Genomic DNA, 16825 nt, shown 5'->3' with positions numbered 1-16825 from the left:
GAGTATTGTTATGCAGGCTTTGCGCGTTGCGTGTGTGATCCCGACGTACAACGGCCGCAGGGAGCTTGAGCGGCTGCTCGATTCGCTCTCTGCCCAGACCGCCGTTTTCGACACCCTGATCGTCGATTCCAGCTCCACCGATGGCACGTGGGAGCTGGCCCGCGCCCGATGCGAGAATGTCGTCCAGATCGCCAGCAAGGACTTCAACCACGGCGGGACGCGGCAGATGATGGCCGAGACCCATCCACGTTATGACGTCTTTGTCTACCTGACTCAGGATGCCTACCTCGAAGACCCTCGCGCGGTGGAAAACATTATTCAGCCGTTCGACGACCCCTTGGTCGGCGCCGTGTGTGGCCGCCAGTTGCCGCACCTCGACGCCACCGTGCTGGCGCAACACGCCCGCTGGTTCAACTACCCGCCGGTGTCACGCATCAAGACCCTCGCCGACGTGCCTGAAATGGGCATCAAGGTGCCGTTCATGTCCAATTCCTTCGCGGCGTACCGGCGTGACGCGCTGCGTGCCGTGGGCGGGTTTCCTCGACACGTGATCCTCTCCGAAGACATGTACGTTGCGGCCCGCATGTTGCTGTCCCACTGGAAAGTCGCCTACCAGGGCTCGGCAGTCTGTCGGCACTCCCATAACTACAGCTTGCGTGAAGAGTTTCGGCGTTACTTCGACATCGGCGTGTTTCAGGCCCGGGAATCGTGGATTCACGCCCGGTTCGGCGGCGCCCGCAAAGAGGGGTTACGCTATGTGAAATCCGAGCTGGATTTCCTTGGCGCTCGACGCTGGTATCTCTGGCCGGCGTCGTTCTTGCGCAACGGGCTTAAGCTGCTGGCGTTCAAGCTGGGCAAGGAGGAGGCGCGGTTGTCGCGGCCTTTGAAGCGGCGGCTGGGAATGTACAAGCGTTTTTGGGACAGCGAACACGCTTGATTGGCCTGAGGGATTGCGCCCTGCATCAGCAGTGGCGCCGCCATTCGTGCGTCTGACGCACTCATACACTGCCTAAATGTAAATTTTTCTTCATGTTGAGGCTTTTTACACTGCCGGAAACGACGCCCGTTTCCGGAGTGATACGCCCATGTCTCACCTTGCCCAAGCCTCCCTGCCCTACTGCTCGACAGCGGGCGGCGCCATGACCGCCGCCGCGCCGTTGCCTGCGATCAAGGCTGCGCTCCCGGCCACGTTCGGCCTGCAAACGGTGCTGGGTCTGCTGGGTGTATTGCTCGCGGTGCTGGTGGCGGGGGTCAATGAAGGTGTGACCCGCATTGCCCTGAATGACATTCGCGGCGCGATGTTTATCGGCTACGACGAAGGCACCTGGGTCACGTCGCTGTATGCCGCCACCTCGCTCACGGCCACCGCGTTCGCGCCTTGGTTCGCGGTCACGCTCTCGCTGCGTCGGTTCACCCTGGGCGCCATTGCGACGTTCATCGTCCTGGCGCTGCTGTGCCCGCTGGCGCCGAATTACCCAAGCTTCCTGATCCTGCGCGCCCTGCAAGGGCTGGCAGCGGGGTGCCTGCCGCCGATGCTGATGACCGTGGCCCTGCGGTTTCTGCCGCCAGGCATCAAACTCTATGGGTTGGCGGGCTATGCGTTGACGGCCACGTTCGCGCCAAGCCTTGGCACGCCGCTGGCCGCGCTGTGGACTGAGTATTTCAACTGGCAATGGACGTTCTGGCAGGTGATCACTCCGTGTCTGGTGGCGATGATTGCCATTGCCCACGGTATCCCTCAGGACCCGCTGCGACTGGAGCGTTTCAAGGCTTTCAACGGGCGGGGCGTGCTGTTGGGCGCTCCGGCGATCGGCATGCTGGTCACGGGGCTTTTGCAGGGCAACCGCCTGGACTGGTTCGAGTCGGAGCTGATCACGGTGTTGCTCTTGGGCGGGACGGCGATGCTGGTGCTGTTTATGGTCAATGAGTGGTTCACTCCGGTGCCGTTCTTCAAGCTGCAGATGCTCTCCAACCTGAACCTGTCCCACGCGTTACTCACGCTTGGAGGAGTGCTGGTGGTGCTGACGGCGACCGGCTCCATTCCGTCCGCGTACTTGGCGCAAGTCCACGGCTACCACCCTTTGCAGACCGCGCCGATGATGTTGTTGGTGGCCCTTCCGCAACTCCTGGTCTTGCCGCTGTTGGCGGCACTGTGCAACGTGCGCGCCGTGGATTGCCGCTGGGTGCTGACGGTGGGGCTGGGCCTGCTGTCGTTGCATTGCTTTGCGGCGACGCAGATGAGCCCGGAGTGGATTCGCGAGCATTTCTACGGGCTGCAACTGCTGCAGGTGATCGGCCAGCCCATGGCCGTATTGCCGCTGCTGATGCAGGCCACGGGCGGGATCGCGCCGGCCGATGGTCCGTTCGCGTCGGCGTGGTTCAACACCGTGCGCGGCCTTGCGTCGGTGATCGCAACCGGGGTGCTGGATGCGCTGACCACGTCCCGTCAGCACTTCCATTCCAACGTGCTGGTGGACCGGCTCGGCAACAGCCCGGAGCTGGCGGCTCAGGACACGGTGGCGTCGCTCGCCCATCGGATTCACGAGCAGGTCGTGACCCTCGCCAGCATCGACCTCTACTACTGCATGGGCTGGGTGGCCGCCGGGTTGCTCCTGCTTATTCCCCTGATGCCCAGCCGTGTTTACCCACCCCAGGCCCCCAGCTGATTTCTTTACCTTAAGAGACGCCCCTCATGAACATGACCTCAAAGCAAACCCTGGCCCTCTGCGGTGGGGTGATCGCACTGGCTGCCGTTGGCCTCTACGGTTTCACCAGCGACGATGGGCGGCAGCGCACCAATGACGCTTACATCGCCGCCGATTACTCCAACGTGGCGCCGAAAGTCGCGGGTTTCATCAGCCAGGTGCTGGTGGAGGACAACCAGGAGGTCAAGGCCGGGCAGTTGCTGGCGGTGATCGACGACCGGGATTTCCAGACGGCCCTGATCGCCTCCGAAGCCGAAGTGCTCACCGCCAAGGCGCAATACGAACAGGCGAGCGCGGTGTTGCTGCGTCAGACCTCGGTGATCGCCCAGACCGAAGCGGCGTTGACGGCAAGCAGGGCGGAGGTGACCTTCGCCGATCAGGAGCAGGTGCGTTATGAGCGTCTGGCAGGCATGGGCGCGGGCACCTTGCAAAATGCGCAACAGGCCCGCAGCCGGATCGACACGGCGCGGGCGCGGCAGAACAGCGCCGCCGCGTCGCTGGCGGCGGACCGCAAGCAGGTGGACATTCTGATCGCCCGGCAACACGCCGCCGAAGCCGGGGTGAGACGTGCGCAAGCGGCCCACGATCAGGCGCAGTTGCAGCTGTCGTACACGCGAATCGTCGCGCCCATGGACGGCATGGTCGGCGAGCGGGGCGTGCGCATCGGCAACTACGTGACGCCTGGCACACACCTGCTGTCGGTGGTGCCGCTGCATGAGGTGTACGTGATCGGCCACTTTCAGGAAACCCAGCTCACCCACGTGATGCCGGGGCAGGCAGTGCAGGTGCGCGTCGATACGTTCTCCGGGGAAACTCTCAAGGGCCGGGTGCAGAGCATCGCACCGGCCACGGGGGTGACCTTTGCGGCGATCAAGCCCGACAATGCCACGGGCAACTTCACCAAGGTCGTGCAACGCTTGCCGGTGAAAATCGTGCTCGACGGTCAGCAACCCTTGCTGAGCCGGTTGCGGGTGGGCATGTCGGTGGACGCGAGCATCGACACCCGGTCGAACGGCGAGGACAGCGTCAGCGTGCGATGAACGAGGACGTTGACGGGCGCCTGGCGTGAATGAAAGAAGGACGAATCGCTGCTGGATTTCCGCTCTGGATAGCCGACAATGACGCGACTTTTTTCAGACAAGAAAGGGCACGTCATGCAAAAGCCACTGCAAGGGATTCGGGTCATCGAACTCGGGCAGCTGATCGCCGGGCCGTTCGCGGCGAAGATCCTCGGCGAATTCGGCGCCGATGTGATCAAGGTCGAGCCGCCAGGCACCGGCGACCCCCTGCGCAAATGGCGCCTGCTGCACGAAGGCACGTCGGTGTGGTGGGCTGTGTCGTCGCGCAACAAGCGTTCGGTGACCCTCGATTTGCGTGAGCCCGAAGGCCAGGACGTGGTGCGCAAATTGCTCGCCGAAGCCGATGTGCTGGTCGAAAACTTTCGCCCCGGCACGCTGGAAGGCTGGGGCCTTGGCTGGAAAGAATTGCACGCGCTGAACCCGAAACTGGTGATGCTGCGGGTTTCCGGTTATGGCCAGACCGGCCCTTATCGGGATCGCCCCGGCTTCGGCGTGGTGGGGGAGGCCATGGGCGGCTTGCGGCATTTATCCGGCGAACCGGAACGCACGCCGGTGCGCGTCGGGGTTTCGATAGGCGATTCGCTGTCGGCGCTGCACGGGGTGATCGGCGTGTTGCTCGCCCTGCGGCACCGCGACCAGAACGGCGGCGAGGGGCAGGAAATCGACGTCGCGCTGTACGAGTCGGTGTTCAACATGATGGAAAGCCTGATCCCCGAATATTCAGTGTTCGGCGCCGTGCGTCAGCCTGCGGGCAGCAGCCTGCCGGGCATCGCGCCGTCCAACGCCTACCGCTGCCGCGATGGTCGCTACGCGCTGATCGCGGGCAATGGCGACAGCATTTATCAACGCTTGATGGCGTTGATCGAACGGCCCGATCTGGCGTCCGACCCGGCGCTGGCGCACAACGATGGCCGGGTGAAGCAGGTCGAGCTGATCGACGCGGCGATCTCCGCCTGGGCCGCGAGCCTTGATCTGGATGACGTGCTGGCCAAACTCACGGCGGCGCGGATTCCTGCCGGGAAGATCTACGACGCCGCCGACATCGCCAGCGACCCTCATTACAAAGCGCGGGACATGCTGCTCGACAGCCAGCTCGACGACGGCACGCCCGTCGTGCTGCCGGGTATTGTCCCGAAACTGGGCTCCACGCCAGGCGGTGTGAGTCGTCCGGCCCCGACACTCGGGCAACACACCGATGAAGTGCTGACGGAATTGGGCATCGACGCCGAACAGCGTGCGGCGTGGCGCGCAAGGGGCCTCATTTGAACAGCGTTAGGAGCGCGACATGATCGATCACCTTGACCATCTGGTCCTCACCGCCGTGGACGCAGACGCCACCGTGGACTTCTACACCCGCGTGCTGGGCATGAAGCTGGAAACTTTCGGCGCCGGACGCATGGCCTTCACCTTCGGCCACCAAAAAATCAACCTGCATATCCGTGGCAAAGAGTTCGAACCCAAGGCCCACGTCCCGGTCCCAGGCGCGCTGGACCTGTGCTTCATCGCGTCGATCCCGCTGGACGACGTCATCGCCCGTCTCAACGCCGCGCCCTGGCCGATCATCGAAGGGCCGGTGATGCGCACGGGGGCCACGGGGCCGATCCGGTCGGTGTACGTGCGCGACCCGGATTTGAATCTGATCGAGATATCAGAGGTGGTTTGATCCCATGCCCTTGCCCGACATGAACCTGCTGATCGCCCTCGATGCCTTGCTCGAAGAGGGCAGTGTCGTGGCGGCGGCGAGGCGGATGCATTTGAGCCCGGCGGCGATGAGCCGGACGTTGACGCGCATTCGTGAAGCGTTAGGCGATCCGGTGCTGGTGCGAGCGGGGCGGGGGTTGGTGCCGACCCCTCGGGCGCTGGCGTTGCAGGGGCAGGTGCGCAGTCTGGTGGAGCAAGCGACTGAGGTGTTCCAGGCCCGTGATGAGGTAGACATGAGCACCCTGGCGCGGCGTTTCAATCTGCGCTCCAACGACGTGTTCTTTGGCGCATTCGGCGGCCAACTGGTGGAAGTCTTGCGGACACAGGCGCCTGACAGCTCGCTGAGGTTCGGCCCCGAGGGCGAGGGCGACGACGATGCCTTGCGCGAAGGGCGGATCGACCTGCACGTCACCTCACGGCGCAATTTCGGCCCGGAAATCAAGGTGCAGCAACTGTTCACCACCCGGTTCGTCGCACTGGCCCGTGAAGCGCATCCCATCTTCGAGGCGCCCATCACGCCGGAGCGTTTCGCCCGTTACGATCACGTCAGCGTCTCCCGGCGTGGGCGTCCCCATGGCCCTATCGATACGGCGTTGGCGTCACTCGAACTGTCTCGCCGTGTCACCCTGACCACGCCGAATTTTCACTCGGCGATCTTCTCCATCGCGGCGTCCGACTTGATCGTCTCGTTGCCGGAACCCGTGCTGTGGGGCTTGCGTGAATTGGGCCTGCGCATGCGCCCCTTCGTGATTCCACTCGTGCTGGAGCCGGTGAGCGTGGTTCAGGCGTGGCACCCGCGTTTCGACAAGGACCCGGCCCATCGCTGGTTACGCCAGACCTTAAAGCACATCTGCACCACGGCAGACGCGCGCAACGCCGGGGTCTGGCCGGCCGCGTGATGCTGATCAAGGATTGAGGCTGCGCCACGGCCTCAACCACAGCGCCAACCCCACCAGCAGCGCCGCCCCGTACGCGCAACTTAGCCCCAATTGCAGCCAGACATTGCTCAACGGGTGCAGCACGGTGGCGGCCAGCAGCATCACCCCGGCTCCTAAAAGCCACTGCTCGCGCCAGGGCAACGCGCTGAGCAGTCCTTGGCGCCGCATCAGCAACACCCCGGTGAGAATCGCGCCGCAGACTGCCGCCATCGCGATCCCGATCAGGCCGAAGAAAAACGGCAGCACCGCCAACAAGACCGCGTTGAGCAGGCTGCCGATGAGTTCGCAGGCCAGTGGCAGGCGGGTGTCGCCGGCGGCGTAGGCGTAGCGGGCGAGCAGGGCGTTCCAGGCGCCGAACATCAACGGCACGGCGAACCACGCCAGCAGTCCCGGCAGCGGACCGTCAACGGCCTGATTCGGCAGCAGCAAGGCGACCAGCGCACCCGCCGCGCCAATCAACCCGGCGACGGCGGGCACCGTCAGCAAGGTGGCGCTGCCCAGCCCTTTGCGCAGCAGGTCCATGCGCTGTTGCCCCTCGGCGCCGCTCATCAATCCCAGCAGCACCTGATTCAGGCTCATCAATGCGATCAGTGGCAGGTTGATCAGCTTGCGCGCCAGGTTGACCCACGTCACCGCGCCTTCTCCCAGCAACGAGGCGACCATTCGCTCCAGCAAGGCCAGGCCCTGGCTGGCGAGGTTGCTGCTGAGCAACGGGCCAATGCGCTGTAACAGCTCGCGCCCGGCACCCGGCGCCCGGCTGATGTGCCAGGGTCGCCAGCCTTCGCGGACGAGCGACGGCAACAGCGCTGCAGGCATCAACAGACTGCCGAGCAGGCAGGCGGACGCCAGACCCGTCGGGGTCGCGGCGTGGCGCATCACGGCCAGATACACCACCGGAGGGAGGTTGAACAGCAGCGAACCCAGGCCCGCCAGCACGAAACGCGAGCGGGCTTGCAACGGCACGCAGAGCAGGGCGTGCAGCAGAAACCCCGGCGCCGACCAGGCGAGCCATTGCAGTGAACCGGCCGCGAGTGCATAGCCATCGGTGACCAGCCCCGGCCCGATCAGGCGCACCCAGAACGGCGCGCCCAGACTCAACAGCACGCTTACGCCGAGGCCGCACAGCAAGACGCGGGGGATCATCGCCCCCAGCCAGTCCTGCTGCGCGTGTGCAGCGCGTTGCTGATACAGCGGCAACGCGGCGGCACTCAGTAACCCGGCGGCCAATGCCATGCGCAGGGCTTCAGGGAGAAACAGCGACACCAGGAACGCATCGCTGCGTCCGCCCGCGCCCCAGGCCGCGACCAACAGCCACTCGCGGGCGAAGCCTGCCGCCAGGCCGGTGAGGGTGGCGAGGGTCAGCCACAGCGTCGAGCCGAACACCGGCCCGACTCAGTGGAACAAAGTGAACAGGCCTTTGCCGCCCACTTTGTAGTTGAGGCCACGGGCGCGTTCGCCTTTGATCTCGGCGTTGGGGCCGCTGACGATGGCGTAGGGCGGAATGGGTTTGGACACCACCGTGGCACCGCCGACCACCGCACCTTCACCCACGTCGGCGCCGAAGGACAGCAGCGCGCGACTGGCGATCCAGGCGTAATCCCGCACGTACACCGGTCCGCCAACCGCCCAGAATTCAGGGGCCTTGAGGTCGTGGCCACCGGCAATGATCAGCACATGGGACGCGATGGTGACGTGGTTGCCGATGAACAGCCCGCCCCGTGCGTCCAGCTGGCAATGCCAACCGACGGTGCTGTCGTCGCCGATCCGCAGGCCATCGACCCCGAGGATTTCCGTGTTGCGCCACACCGTCGAGCCCTTGCCGATCTTCGCCCCGCCCATGCGCAGCCAGAACAGGCGCAGGGTGTGACTCGGAATCTTGCAAATGAGGATGTTGTACGCCTGTTCCCACGTGCGCAGCATGCGGTCGCGCAACGTTGGCCAGTTGATGCCGTAGAGAGGAATCAGCGCCCCCGCCGTTTCACGGGACAGCAACCGATAGAAGCGCCGCGCCAGCGGCGGCTCGATGCGCGACTGAATGTCGAGGTAGCTGATGAAACACAGGGTCTTGTCCCTCATCGGGGTTTCGAAGCACACCTCGTTTGCCAGCATCCAGTCGTAGGTGCTTTCCAGTTCATCAGCGCTGACCCCCATTTTGCGGGCGTATTCCGGCAGGGCCTCACGCAAATTGTGCGAGTGCATCATGCGGTGCTTCATGGTCGTTCCCCCGGATCGGATTCGATGGCTTGCGCGCGCTGTTGCAAGCGTTTGGCTTCATGCAGGTTGAGCCCGAGCAGCAGCCAGAACAGCGCGATCAGCACCGTGGTAAAGCTGAAATAGTGGTCGAACACGCCGCTGAACAACGCCGCCATCACCCCCACCCGGGTCCCCAGCCACAGTGCGGTGTCCCGACTCAGACTGACCAGGTTGTGCGGCAGTTTCGCTTCGCGCCACCAACTGACCGTCACCGCCACGAACAGCAGCATGCCGGGGATGCCCAGCTTGTAGATGTAGTTCAGCCACAGGTTGGAAATGCCCCAAAGGCGGGTGCCGGGAATCGGCGGGTCGACCTTGAAGCCGATGCCCAGTGGGAAGGCCCGCATGGCGTCGGGGAAGTGTGAGTACTCCTCGAAACGCACGGCGGTGCTGGCGTCGTCGCTGGTGAACAGGCCCGCGATCCGTTCCTGCAACGGCGGGTAGAACATCAGCAGCAGGCAGCCCAGCAGCACGCCGGTCATCAGCATGCGACCGACATAGGGCACACGCCGACGGGCCATCCAGCACATGACCACCACCAGGCTGACGAGTGCGCCCCGTGAACCGGTAAACAGCAAACCGGCCAGAGCCAGCACCGCCACGGCCAGGCCCAGCACCTTCACCGACCCTTCCCGGGTGACGCCGATGCAGAACGCCAGCGGCAAGAGCATGGCCATCGCACCCCCCGCGATGTTGGGGTGGGTCCAGGGCGTACCCATGCGGGTCGACAACCCGCTGAGGCCTTGATTGAGCGTGTCCAGGTTGCTATAGCCCAGACCGCCGATGATGGAAATGATCGCCGTCGAGTTGCCGCTTTTCAGGTAAACGGGGATCGACAGCAGCAACAGAAACAGCGTGCCGAGCAGCAGCGCGATGGTCATCCGTTCCCGGGATTGTTCGTCGTGGAGCAGCCGTGGCACGAGAAACAGCGGCGACAGGTTGAACAGCCAGCGCACCCAGTTGATCGGGCCGTTGCCCTCGACATGAACGCTCAATTCGCCGACCACGAACGGCAGCGCGCTGAACATCATCAGGGCGATCAGCCAGCGCTCGGTGCGCATCAAGTGCAGCGGCGGGGTGTAGAGCGAGAACAGGCGATGGGCGAGCAGGCTGGCCCAGATCAGCATCAGCAAGGCTTCCGACACCGTGGTGCGGATGCCGATCTGCACCGTGGCGTATGGCAGAAACGTGGCCAGCACGCCGAACAGCAACAGGCCGCGCAATGGGCGACGAACGATGGCCAGTGCCGCCGCGACACCGGCCAGCGCCAACAGCACCTTGAGCGGCGGCAGCAGCAGGATCAGCACGCCGAACAGCAGGGCGAGCAGGGCGCCAACGGGCACGGCCAGTGGCATCAGCGCAGCTCCTCAAGCATGTCATTGAAGCGACGACGGAAGGCGTCGACGCCGTACCGTTCGGCCCACCCGCGCAGGGCGGCGGGGTCGTGGGGTTCTGCGGTGGACAGCACGCCCATCAGTCGCACCAGAGCGGCGAGGTCGTCCGGCGCAAAGCGCGGGCTGTCGTCAGGCGTCACCTCGTCCAGCGAGGACCCCGTGGCCACGGCGACCGGGGTGCCGACGCTCAGGGCCTCGACCACCGGCAGGCCGAAACCCTCGCCATAGGACGGCTGCCACAGACGCTCGGCCCGCTGGTACACGTGGTGCAATTGCGCGTCGCTGATGCCGCTGACAGGGTGCACGCCCGGTGTATCCCGTTGCGCTTGGGTGAGACAGTCGGCACCGCCGACCAGCACCAGGTCCGGTGTGCGCGGAAACTGACGGCGGGCGATCTGCCAGGCCTCGAAAAAGAACGGGATGTTCTTGCGCGGCTCGCGAGTGCCCACGCACAGCCAGTAACGTTCCGGCAATGGCGTGTCGAGTTCGACGGGCGCGACGCTGAAGCCTTCGACCACATGGGGCATGACCCGGATTTTGTCGCGGGCGCCAGGGAACAGGCGCACGGTTTCGTCGGCGGTGTACTGCGAGGGCACCCAGACCCGGTCGGCCACCTTGAGTGAGTGGCCGATGGACAGCTGATCCGTCAGTCGATAAACCTTGGCCTTGAGGCGTGAGCCGTGGTTGTTCTGCATGGTCAGCTGGAACAAGTCATGCAGCTGCAACACGTAGCGGATACCCGCCGGTTTACGCCCGATGGGCAGGCCCATGTTCAAGTTGGCGACGTAGATTTCAATCTCGGCTTCTTTCAAGGCACCCGGCAGAAATTGCGCTTCGAACCGCAGACGCTCGGGCAAGCGATGAATGCCGTTGAGCGGCGTTTCCCAGGTCGGGCAGTGGGCGATGCGCCGGATCGGGTGGTCGTACGGCCCGACGCTGAACAATTGCAATTGCACATCGGGATGGGCGCGAAACGCTTCTTCCAGGGCGATGTTCTGCCGGCCGATGCCGCTGTTGGGAAAGCCCGTCGCAGGGCGGTAATCCAGTCCTACGCGCATGCGTGAGCGTCCTCTTGCTGATGAACCCGGGAATAGATGCCTTCCAGTTGCGCGGCGGACACCGACCAGTCGTGATGCTGACGGACGTAAGCCCGACCCGCTTCACCGATCTTCGCCAGCCGGGCCGGTTGTTCGATGGCTTCGGCCAGCAACCGCGCGAGGCCGTCAGCGTCGTCGCAGCGCAGGTAATGGGTGCCATCGACCACGTTCAAGCCTGAACAGCCTTGTTCGGTGGTGACCACGGTCAGGCCCGCTGCCATGGCTTCCAGCACTTTGAGTTTCGAGCCACCGCCCTCACGCAACGGAGCGAAGAAAATAGCCGCGTCCCGTTGCACCGTGCGCAGGTCCGGCACGTAGCCCAGCCAATCGATGCGCGGGTCGGCCCAACGCTGCGGCCAGTCATGGGGCAAGGCGAAACCGCCGATGGTCAGGCGCACCATCGGGTCGAGGTTCCACACTTTGGGCATGATGTGGTCCAGCGCCCATTGCACGGCATCGACGTTGGGGCCGTATTCGTAATTGCCGATGAACAGCAGGCGGCGGCTGTAGCGGTCCGGGCTGACCTTGGCGTAGTAGTCGCAGTCGACGCCGTTGACCACCAGATGGGTCGCCCGTGAGGTCATGCGCGACAAGCCTTTCGCGTCGTCTTCGGTGACCGCGACCAGCTCGCTGCTCATCGGGAAGATGCGCTTTTCCCACTGCCGGTAGCGCCACTGATCAAAGCGCACGAACGGTCGGGCCCAACCGGGAAAGTCCAGATAGCTGGCAGCGCCCAGACCGGATTCGATGTTGTGCTCCACCAGAATGAACGGCTTGCCGGAATGCCTGAGCGGCGCTTCGAACGGCTGGAATGCGTAGCTGTGCTGAATCTGGATCACGTCCCATGGCTCTTGCAGCAGGGTCTCGAATTCATGCTCCAACTGCGGGGAAAAGCCGTTGGCGCTGGCCAGCATCGGCGGCTTGGCGAACGCCACGGCGAGCAGGGTGCGCACGCTGCGCAAGGGCCGACGGGGCACCACGATCAGGCGCTCAAGCCACGGCTCCAGCGCGGCGCGAGTGGCGTCGTCCAGCTCGGTTTTCGACTGCACCAGCAGGGTGATGCGATGCCCCCGCGCCGCCAGATTTCGCAGCAGGTGATATTCCCGTGTCTTGCCGCCGCTGGTGGTGGGCCAGGGCAGGTAGGGGAGTGTCCAGAGAATGCGCATGACTAGGGTTTCCACGCCAGGATTTGCAGGGTCGGGGTCAGCGCCATGTCCACGCCTTTGGCGTTGGCCAGTGAGCTGTGAGCGCCGGTCAGCGGGTCATACAACGTCGCGGTTTTGATGCCGGGAAAGGTCAGGTGCGCGCTGCTGGCGCTCCACGCCATGAGCAAGTGCGTGCCGTCCGGCTTGTTCCAGGAGATGGCGTACAGGTCTTCCGGCACCGAGGTGACCGGCGGCGGATCGGCGGGTTGCAGGGTAGGGCCGGTAACGTCGAAGAAATTCTTCAGCGCGGTGTAAACGGGTTTCGGTTCGCCGCTCAGGTCGAGCAAGCCATAGCCGCGATCACGCGGTGTGGCCCGTTCGTCCAGGTCGCTGAGGTTGAACAGAAAAATGCGCTGATAGTCGAGCGTGCTCATCAACGCGAGACGACGCAGGGTGTAGTCGGCCTGGCCATCGAGCCCGATGACGCGCTGCATCTCTACCGGGCCGCTGTAACTCGACCAACCCCACTCGGTCGCCCACACCTGTTTCACCCCTTGATCGTGCAGGCTTTTGTTGAGGTTGATGGCGCGGACCAGAAAGTCCCGGTCCGCCACCGAGTCGCCTTCCGGGTATTCGGAATAAGGGTGATACGCGGCGACGATATTCTGGCTGGCGAGGCCCCGATCCACCATCGCTTGCAGCATGTAGCCTGTCGAACCGCGCATCTGCCCGTAATACGCCACCCCCGCCGTGACGATGGGTTTGTTCGGCAGCGCGCTGCGAATGGCCTTGGCCGTGGTGGTCAGGAGGTCGTAGTACGCTTCGGGATCCGGCTGCGGCAGCCAGACGATATTCGGCTCGTTCCACACCTGCCAGTGGCTGACTTGCGGATAACGTTGGGCGAGGGCTGTCATGCGCTCGGCGAAAATCGTGTCGTCCCGTGGCGGGTACTGGTCGGTGTTGCTGGCGCCTTGGGGCGCGCTGCTGTCGAACGCGGCGGAGCCCACAAGATAGGCGACGGTGTTGTAGTGGTGCGGGTCGGCGGCCTTCATTGCCGCGTCCAGCGCCTCCAGGTTGTATTGCCCCGGCACCGGTTCGAGGATCGGCCAATGCAGGGTCCAGCGAATCCAGCCCAGGCCCAGTTGATCGAGGCGGCTCATCTGTTTCTGGTAAATGTCCGGGGTGAAGTACTGGAACTGTACGTTGACCCCCAGAAAGTCTTTCCAGACCACCGGGCGGGGCGCCCGCAGGATCGTCTCGGCCTCGACGGGCGGGCTGATCGACGTCAACGCACAGACACTTAAAACGGCCATCGCCAGCAACGCTTTTCCCGTCATTCAGCCACCTCGCATGCAGTTTGGAAGACTTGCCTGAATCGTTCGGCGGTCAGGCTCCAGACCCGCTCCCTGCCAAGAACGGAGGCCCGGTCAGCCCAGGTCTGGGCCAGTTGCGGTTGTTCGCACAGCCGCAACAGCGCGTCGGTCAGCGCCTGGACGTTGCCTTGCGGGTAAATCTCGCCGTTGCCATGGGACACCTCTTCGGCGAACGACCGGGCATCCGACGTGATCACCCCGCGCCCGCACGCTGTCGCCCAGGACAGCGCCCCGCTGGTGCCGCGCAGTTTGCCGAGGATCTTCAATTTGCTCGACTCGCGGTACGGCAAGACCATGACGTGGTGGGCCTGAATCACATGAGGAATCTCCGCCGCCGGCAGGTCCAGGTGCCAGCCGATCAGGTCAGTCAACCCTAGCTCATGAATGCGCTGGCGCAGTTGTTCGAGGTAGCTGCCGGACGGCCCGAACGCCATTTCCGGTTCGCTGCCCCCCGCTAACGTGAGTCGCACGCGAGCCCGCAGCGCAGGCTTTTCAACGAACAGCCGGGCCAGCGCTTCGAGCAGGTCCTCAATGCCTTTGCCCCGGTAGATGAACCCGAAATACAGCAGCTTGAGCGGTTGCAGCGGCGGCAGCGGCATCGACGCGATGGGCAGGTTGCCGTGGGGGATGACGGCCATCTGCGCCTGCTGCAACTTCATGCGCTCCATGAGGCTGCGGTTGCCCGCTTTGGTCAGGGTGATCAGCCGGGTCAGGCGCTGCGCCAACTGCCGTTCTTCATGCAGGCACAGCGGGTCGGCCAGCACCGTGGCGACTTCTGGCAACGGCGAGCGCAGCGATGACATCATCGACAGCGGCCATGGCAGCTGCTGTCGACGCCAGACCAGGCGTTCCGGATCATGAACGGTGGCGGTCAACGGCAAGTGCGCGAAGCGCTGGCGCAATGCGCGCAGGGCATGAAACTCGGCGAGACGTCCCCCACCGATTTCCGCATGCACCAGGTCGATGCCTTGCCAGTCGGCCTCGGCCACCCGTTGTCGAGCGGCCTGTGGGTCGTTGCCGACGCCGTGCAGCGGCGTTCTGACACGCACACCGAGGTCTTCCAGCGCCTGCTTGAGGTGTCCGGCGTAATCGGCGATGCCGTTCTGCTCCGGCGGCAACGGGGCGAGGAGGGCGATCTGCATCTTAGTGGTGGCTCCGATAACGGCCGATCCAGGTCAGCACTTTTTCCGGAATCTCGAAGCGACGGCGGTTGAGGATCACGCCATCGACGTGCTTGAACGCGGTGGACAGGGTCGCCAGTGCGTTTTGCAGTTTCGGCACCGTGGACTTTTCGGCTTCGATCACCAGCACGATCAGGTCGGCGTCGCGCAGGTGCACGAACGCTTCCTGCTTGCTGTAGAAATCCGAGGCGTCGATCAGCTGGATTTCTCCGGCTTCGGCGGTGCGCCCATCGCCCACCCGCACGGTGTGACCCAGCTCCACCAGCAGGTCGCGCAGGTGTTCGATCACAAAGGTCACGCCTTCCCCGGCATTGGCGGACGTTATGCCGATGCTCAAGCCACGTTCCGGCACCTGTTTGAGCGGCAGCACGCTGTAAAGGCGATAAAGGCTGGCCGTGAAGGCGCTGCGTGGCGGGCCTTTCGGGGCGTCCAGGTCTTGCAGAGTGGTCCACACCGGCACGCCAAATTGCGCCTCGATCTTGTCGGCATCGTGGATGCGCTGATCGATCAGATAGAACAGGTACATCGCCAGCAGACCGACGCCGATACTCAGCGGAATCGCCACCAGCAACAGCACCAGGCTTTTCGGGAAGACCTTGCTCGGGTTGAGCGTGGCCTGTTCGATGATCGCGATGTTGCTGATGCGTTTGTTGTCCAGTTCGCGGTCGATGCGTGCTTTTTCGAGGCTGACGGTGTACAGCGCGTAGTTCTTGTCTTCGGCTTCCAGTTCGCTTTGCAGGCGAGCGAATTGCGGTTCGAGGTCCAACGCTTCCTGACGGTCTTTCTCCAGTTGCTCCAGCTGCGCATCCAGTTGCTTGAGCTGCACCAGCAGACGGGTGTAGCTGGCCTGCTGGTCATTCAGGATGTTCTGCAAGCGGGTGAACAGCGGGTTGGGGGCGATGTTTTCGGTGCGCTGAACCGTGGTGCTGTGGCTCTTCCACAGCGCCTTGAGGTTATTGATTTCGTTATCCAGCGCAATGACCGGCGGCGCGCTTTCCTTGTAGGAGCGCAGCAGTTCCTGCCGTTCGACTTCCTTGCCGTTGATGCGGCTTTCCAGGTCCTGGCGGGTCGGGTTCAGCGCCAGTTCCTTGCCGGAGCTGATGAGCCGGGTCTGCTTGTTGATCTGCTCCTGTATCTTGTCGATCCCGGCCTTGGTCGCTGCAATCGAGCGCAGGGTGTTATTGCGCTCGGTGCGCAGGTCGTTAAGGCCTTGGGAAACATCGGCCAGGCGCTGGTTGATGCTGACGGCGCCCAGCTTGTTGAGCAAAGTCTGAATCTGGTGTTTGTGGTCGAGAATATTGGCCTGAGTGTCCTTCACTTCCTGCTCGTAGAAGGCATACAGGCTGACACGGCCCAGTGTACGGGTGCGCTCATCCTCGAAGCGGTCGACCCAGGTCCTGAGGATTTCCTGAGCCACCTCGGGATCGCCCCAGGTGAAGGTCAGTTCCATGACCGAAGAGCCCGGATCGTGGCTGGCCTTGAAGTTCTTCTCCATGTCTTCGGCGATGCGATCTTCCTGCGAGCGCTCTGCCACCAGACCGACGAACTCCAGGGTGCTGCGCGCCGCATTGACCAGCCATTCGAACGCGATGTTGGGCGCGTTTTTCAGCGTGGCGAAGAAGCCTGACTCGCGTCGCGCGTTGGCCATTTTCTCCATGTACTCATGGGCGACCTGGCGGATGATCGGCCGCCCGGTGAGCATCCGCTCCTCGTCCAGAAGAGGGTCACGCAGGGCGCTGGGCACGGCGATGGATTGGCGGTCGGCCAGCTCGATCGGCACGGTGCTGGTGTCGCGGCCAGGCTTGACCAGCAACAGCGCCGTGGACTCGTAACGGCTGGGCAGCAGAAACGCGCCCAGCACGATAATGGCGAACGTCGCGATGACAGTGATCTGGACTTCACGCCGAAAGATGAAAAACAGGCGTAGCAGATCGCGGAATGAGCGGATCGTGATCATGT

Annotated in this window: 14 protein-coding genes; 6 read left to right on the top strand and 8 right to left on the bottom strand. The window is 64.0% G+C overall.

Features of this window, described 5'->3' with window-relative positions; genetic code table 11:
* Positions 1 to 10 precede the first annotated feature (10 nt).
* From AAEO81_RS20255 to AAEO81_RS20230, 6 genes are all read left to right on the top strand, one after another.
* Positions 11 to 937 carry a glycosyltransferase family 2 protein gene (locus AAEO81_RS20255; protein WP_341958735.1) on the top strand — a complete coding sequence of 309 codons (927 nt, stop codon included), beginning with the start codon at positions 11 to 13 and terminating at the stop codon, positions 935 to 937.
* Positions 938 to 1139: 202 nt separating this feature from the next.
* The gene (locus AAEO81_RS20250) at positions 1140 to 2666 is read left to right on the top strand and encodes an MFS transporter (RefSeq protein ID WP_341964578.1); all 1527 of its coding nucleotides are present in this window, start codon (positions 1140 to 1142) and stop codon (positions 2664 to 2666) included.
* A gap of 32 nt (positions 2667 to 2698) precedes the next feature.
* Positions 2699 to 3745, top strand: coding sequence for an HlyD family secretion protein (locus AAEO81_RS20245; protein ID WP_341964577.1), 1047 nt, complete (start codon positions 2699 to 2701; stop codon positions 3743 to 3745).
* A 114-nt stretch (positions 3746 to 3859) separates the two neighbouring features.
* Positions 3860 to 5050, top strand: a complete 1191-nt coding sequence (locus AAEO81_RS20240) for a CaiB/BaiF CoA-transferase family protein (protein ID WP_341958734.1) — start codon at positions 3860 to 3862, stop codon at positions 5048 to 5050.
* A 19-nt stretch (positions 5051 to 5069) separates the two neighbouring features.
* Positions 5070 to 5447 (top strand): VOC family protein, encoded by a 378-nt coding sequence (locus AAEO81_RS20235; protein ID WP_341958733.1) that lies wholly within the window; start codon positions 5070 to 5072, stop codon positions 5445 to 5447.
* Between the two features lie 4 nt (positions 5448 to 5451).
* Positions 5452 to 6384, top strand: a complete 933-nt coding sequence (locus tag AAEO81_RS20230; protein WP_341958732.1) for a LysR family transcriptional regulator — start codon at positions 5452 to 5454, stop codon at positions 6382 to 6384.
* A 6-nt stretch (positions 6385 to 6390) separates the two neighbouring features.
* On the opposite strand, the gene AAEO81_RS20225 is transcribed toward AAEO81_RS20230, so the two are convergent.
* The 8 genes from AAEO81_RS20225 to AAEO81_RS20190 are packed head-to-tail and all read right to left on the bottom strand — an operon-like array spanning position 6391 to position 16823.
* Complete coding sequence (locus tag AAEO81_RS20225; protein ID WP_341958731.1) at positions 6391 to 7806, bottom strand: lipid II flippase MurJ; 1416 nt, start codon at positions 7804 to 7806, stop codon at positions 6391 to 6393.
* A 9-nt stretch (positions 7807 to 7815) separates the two neighbouring features.
* The gene (locus AAEO81_RS20220; protein WP_341958730.1) at positions 7816 to 8637 is read right to left on the bottom strand and encodes an acyltransferase; all 822 of its coding nucleotides are present in this window, start codon (positions 8635 to 8637) and stop codon (positions 7816 to 7818) included.
* On the bottom strand, positions 8634 to 10031 hold the full coding sequence (locus AAEO81_RS20215) for an O-antigen ligase family protein (protein ID WP_341958729.1): 1398 nt from the start codon (positions 10029 to 10031) through the stop codon (positions 8634 to 8636). Before AAEO81_RS20215 ends, AAEO81_RS20220 begins: the two co-directional genes overlap by 4 nt.
* Positions 10031 to 11128 (bottom strand): glycosyltransferase family 1 protein, encoded by a 1098-nt coding sequence (locus AAEO81_RS20210; protein ID WP_341958727.1) that lies wholly within the window; start codon positions 11126 to 11128, stop codon positions 10031 to 10033. The genes AAEO81_RS20215 and AAEO81_RS20210 overlap by 1 nt, the downstream gene beginning before the upstream one ends.
* On the bottom strand, positions 11119 to 12333 hold the full coding sequence (locus tag AAEO81_RS20205; RefSeq protein WP_166598231.1) for a glycosyltransferase family 4 protein: 1215 nt from the start codon (positions 12331 to 12333) through the stop codon (positions 11119 to 11121). The genes AAEO81_RS20210 and AAEO81_RS20205 overlap by 10 nt, the downstream gene beginning before the upstream one ends.
* A gap of 2 nt (positions 12334 to 12335) precedes the next feature.
* Positions 12336 to 13649 (bottom strand): cellulase family glycosylhydrolase, encoded by a 1314-nt coding sequence (locus AAEO81_RS20200; RefSeq protein WP_341958726.1) that lies wholly within the window; start codon positions 13647 to 13649, stop codon positions 12336 to 12338.
* Complete coding sequence (locus tag AAEO81_RS20195) at positions 13646 to 14827, bottom strand: glycosyltransferase (RefSeq protein WP_341958725.1); 1182 nt, start codon at positions 14825 to 14827, stop codon at positions 13646 to 13648. The genes AAEO81_RS20200 and AAEO81_RS20195 overlap by 4 nt, the downstream gene beginning before the upstream one ends.
* A 1-nt stretch (position 14828) precedes the next feature.
* On the bottom strand, positions 14829 to 16823 hold the full coding sequence (locus tag AAEO81_RS20190) for an exopolysaccharide transport family protein (RefSeq protein WP_341958724.1): 1995 nt from the start codon (positions 16821 to 16823) through the stop codon (positions 14829 to 14831).
* Between the last annotated feature and the right edge of the window lie 2 nt (positions 16824 to 16825).

This window comes from Pseudomonas sp. RC10 (assembly GCF_038397775.1).
Taxonomy (GTDB): domain Bacteria; phylum Pseudomonadota; class Gammaproteobacteria; order Pseudomonadales; family Pseudomonadaceae; genus Aquipseudomonas; species Aquipseudomonas bambusae.
This window is presented reverse-complemented; position numbering and strand designations above follow the sequence as displayed.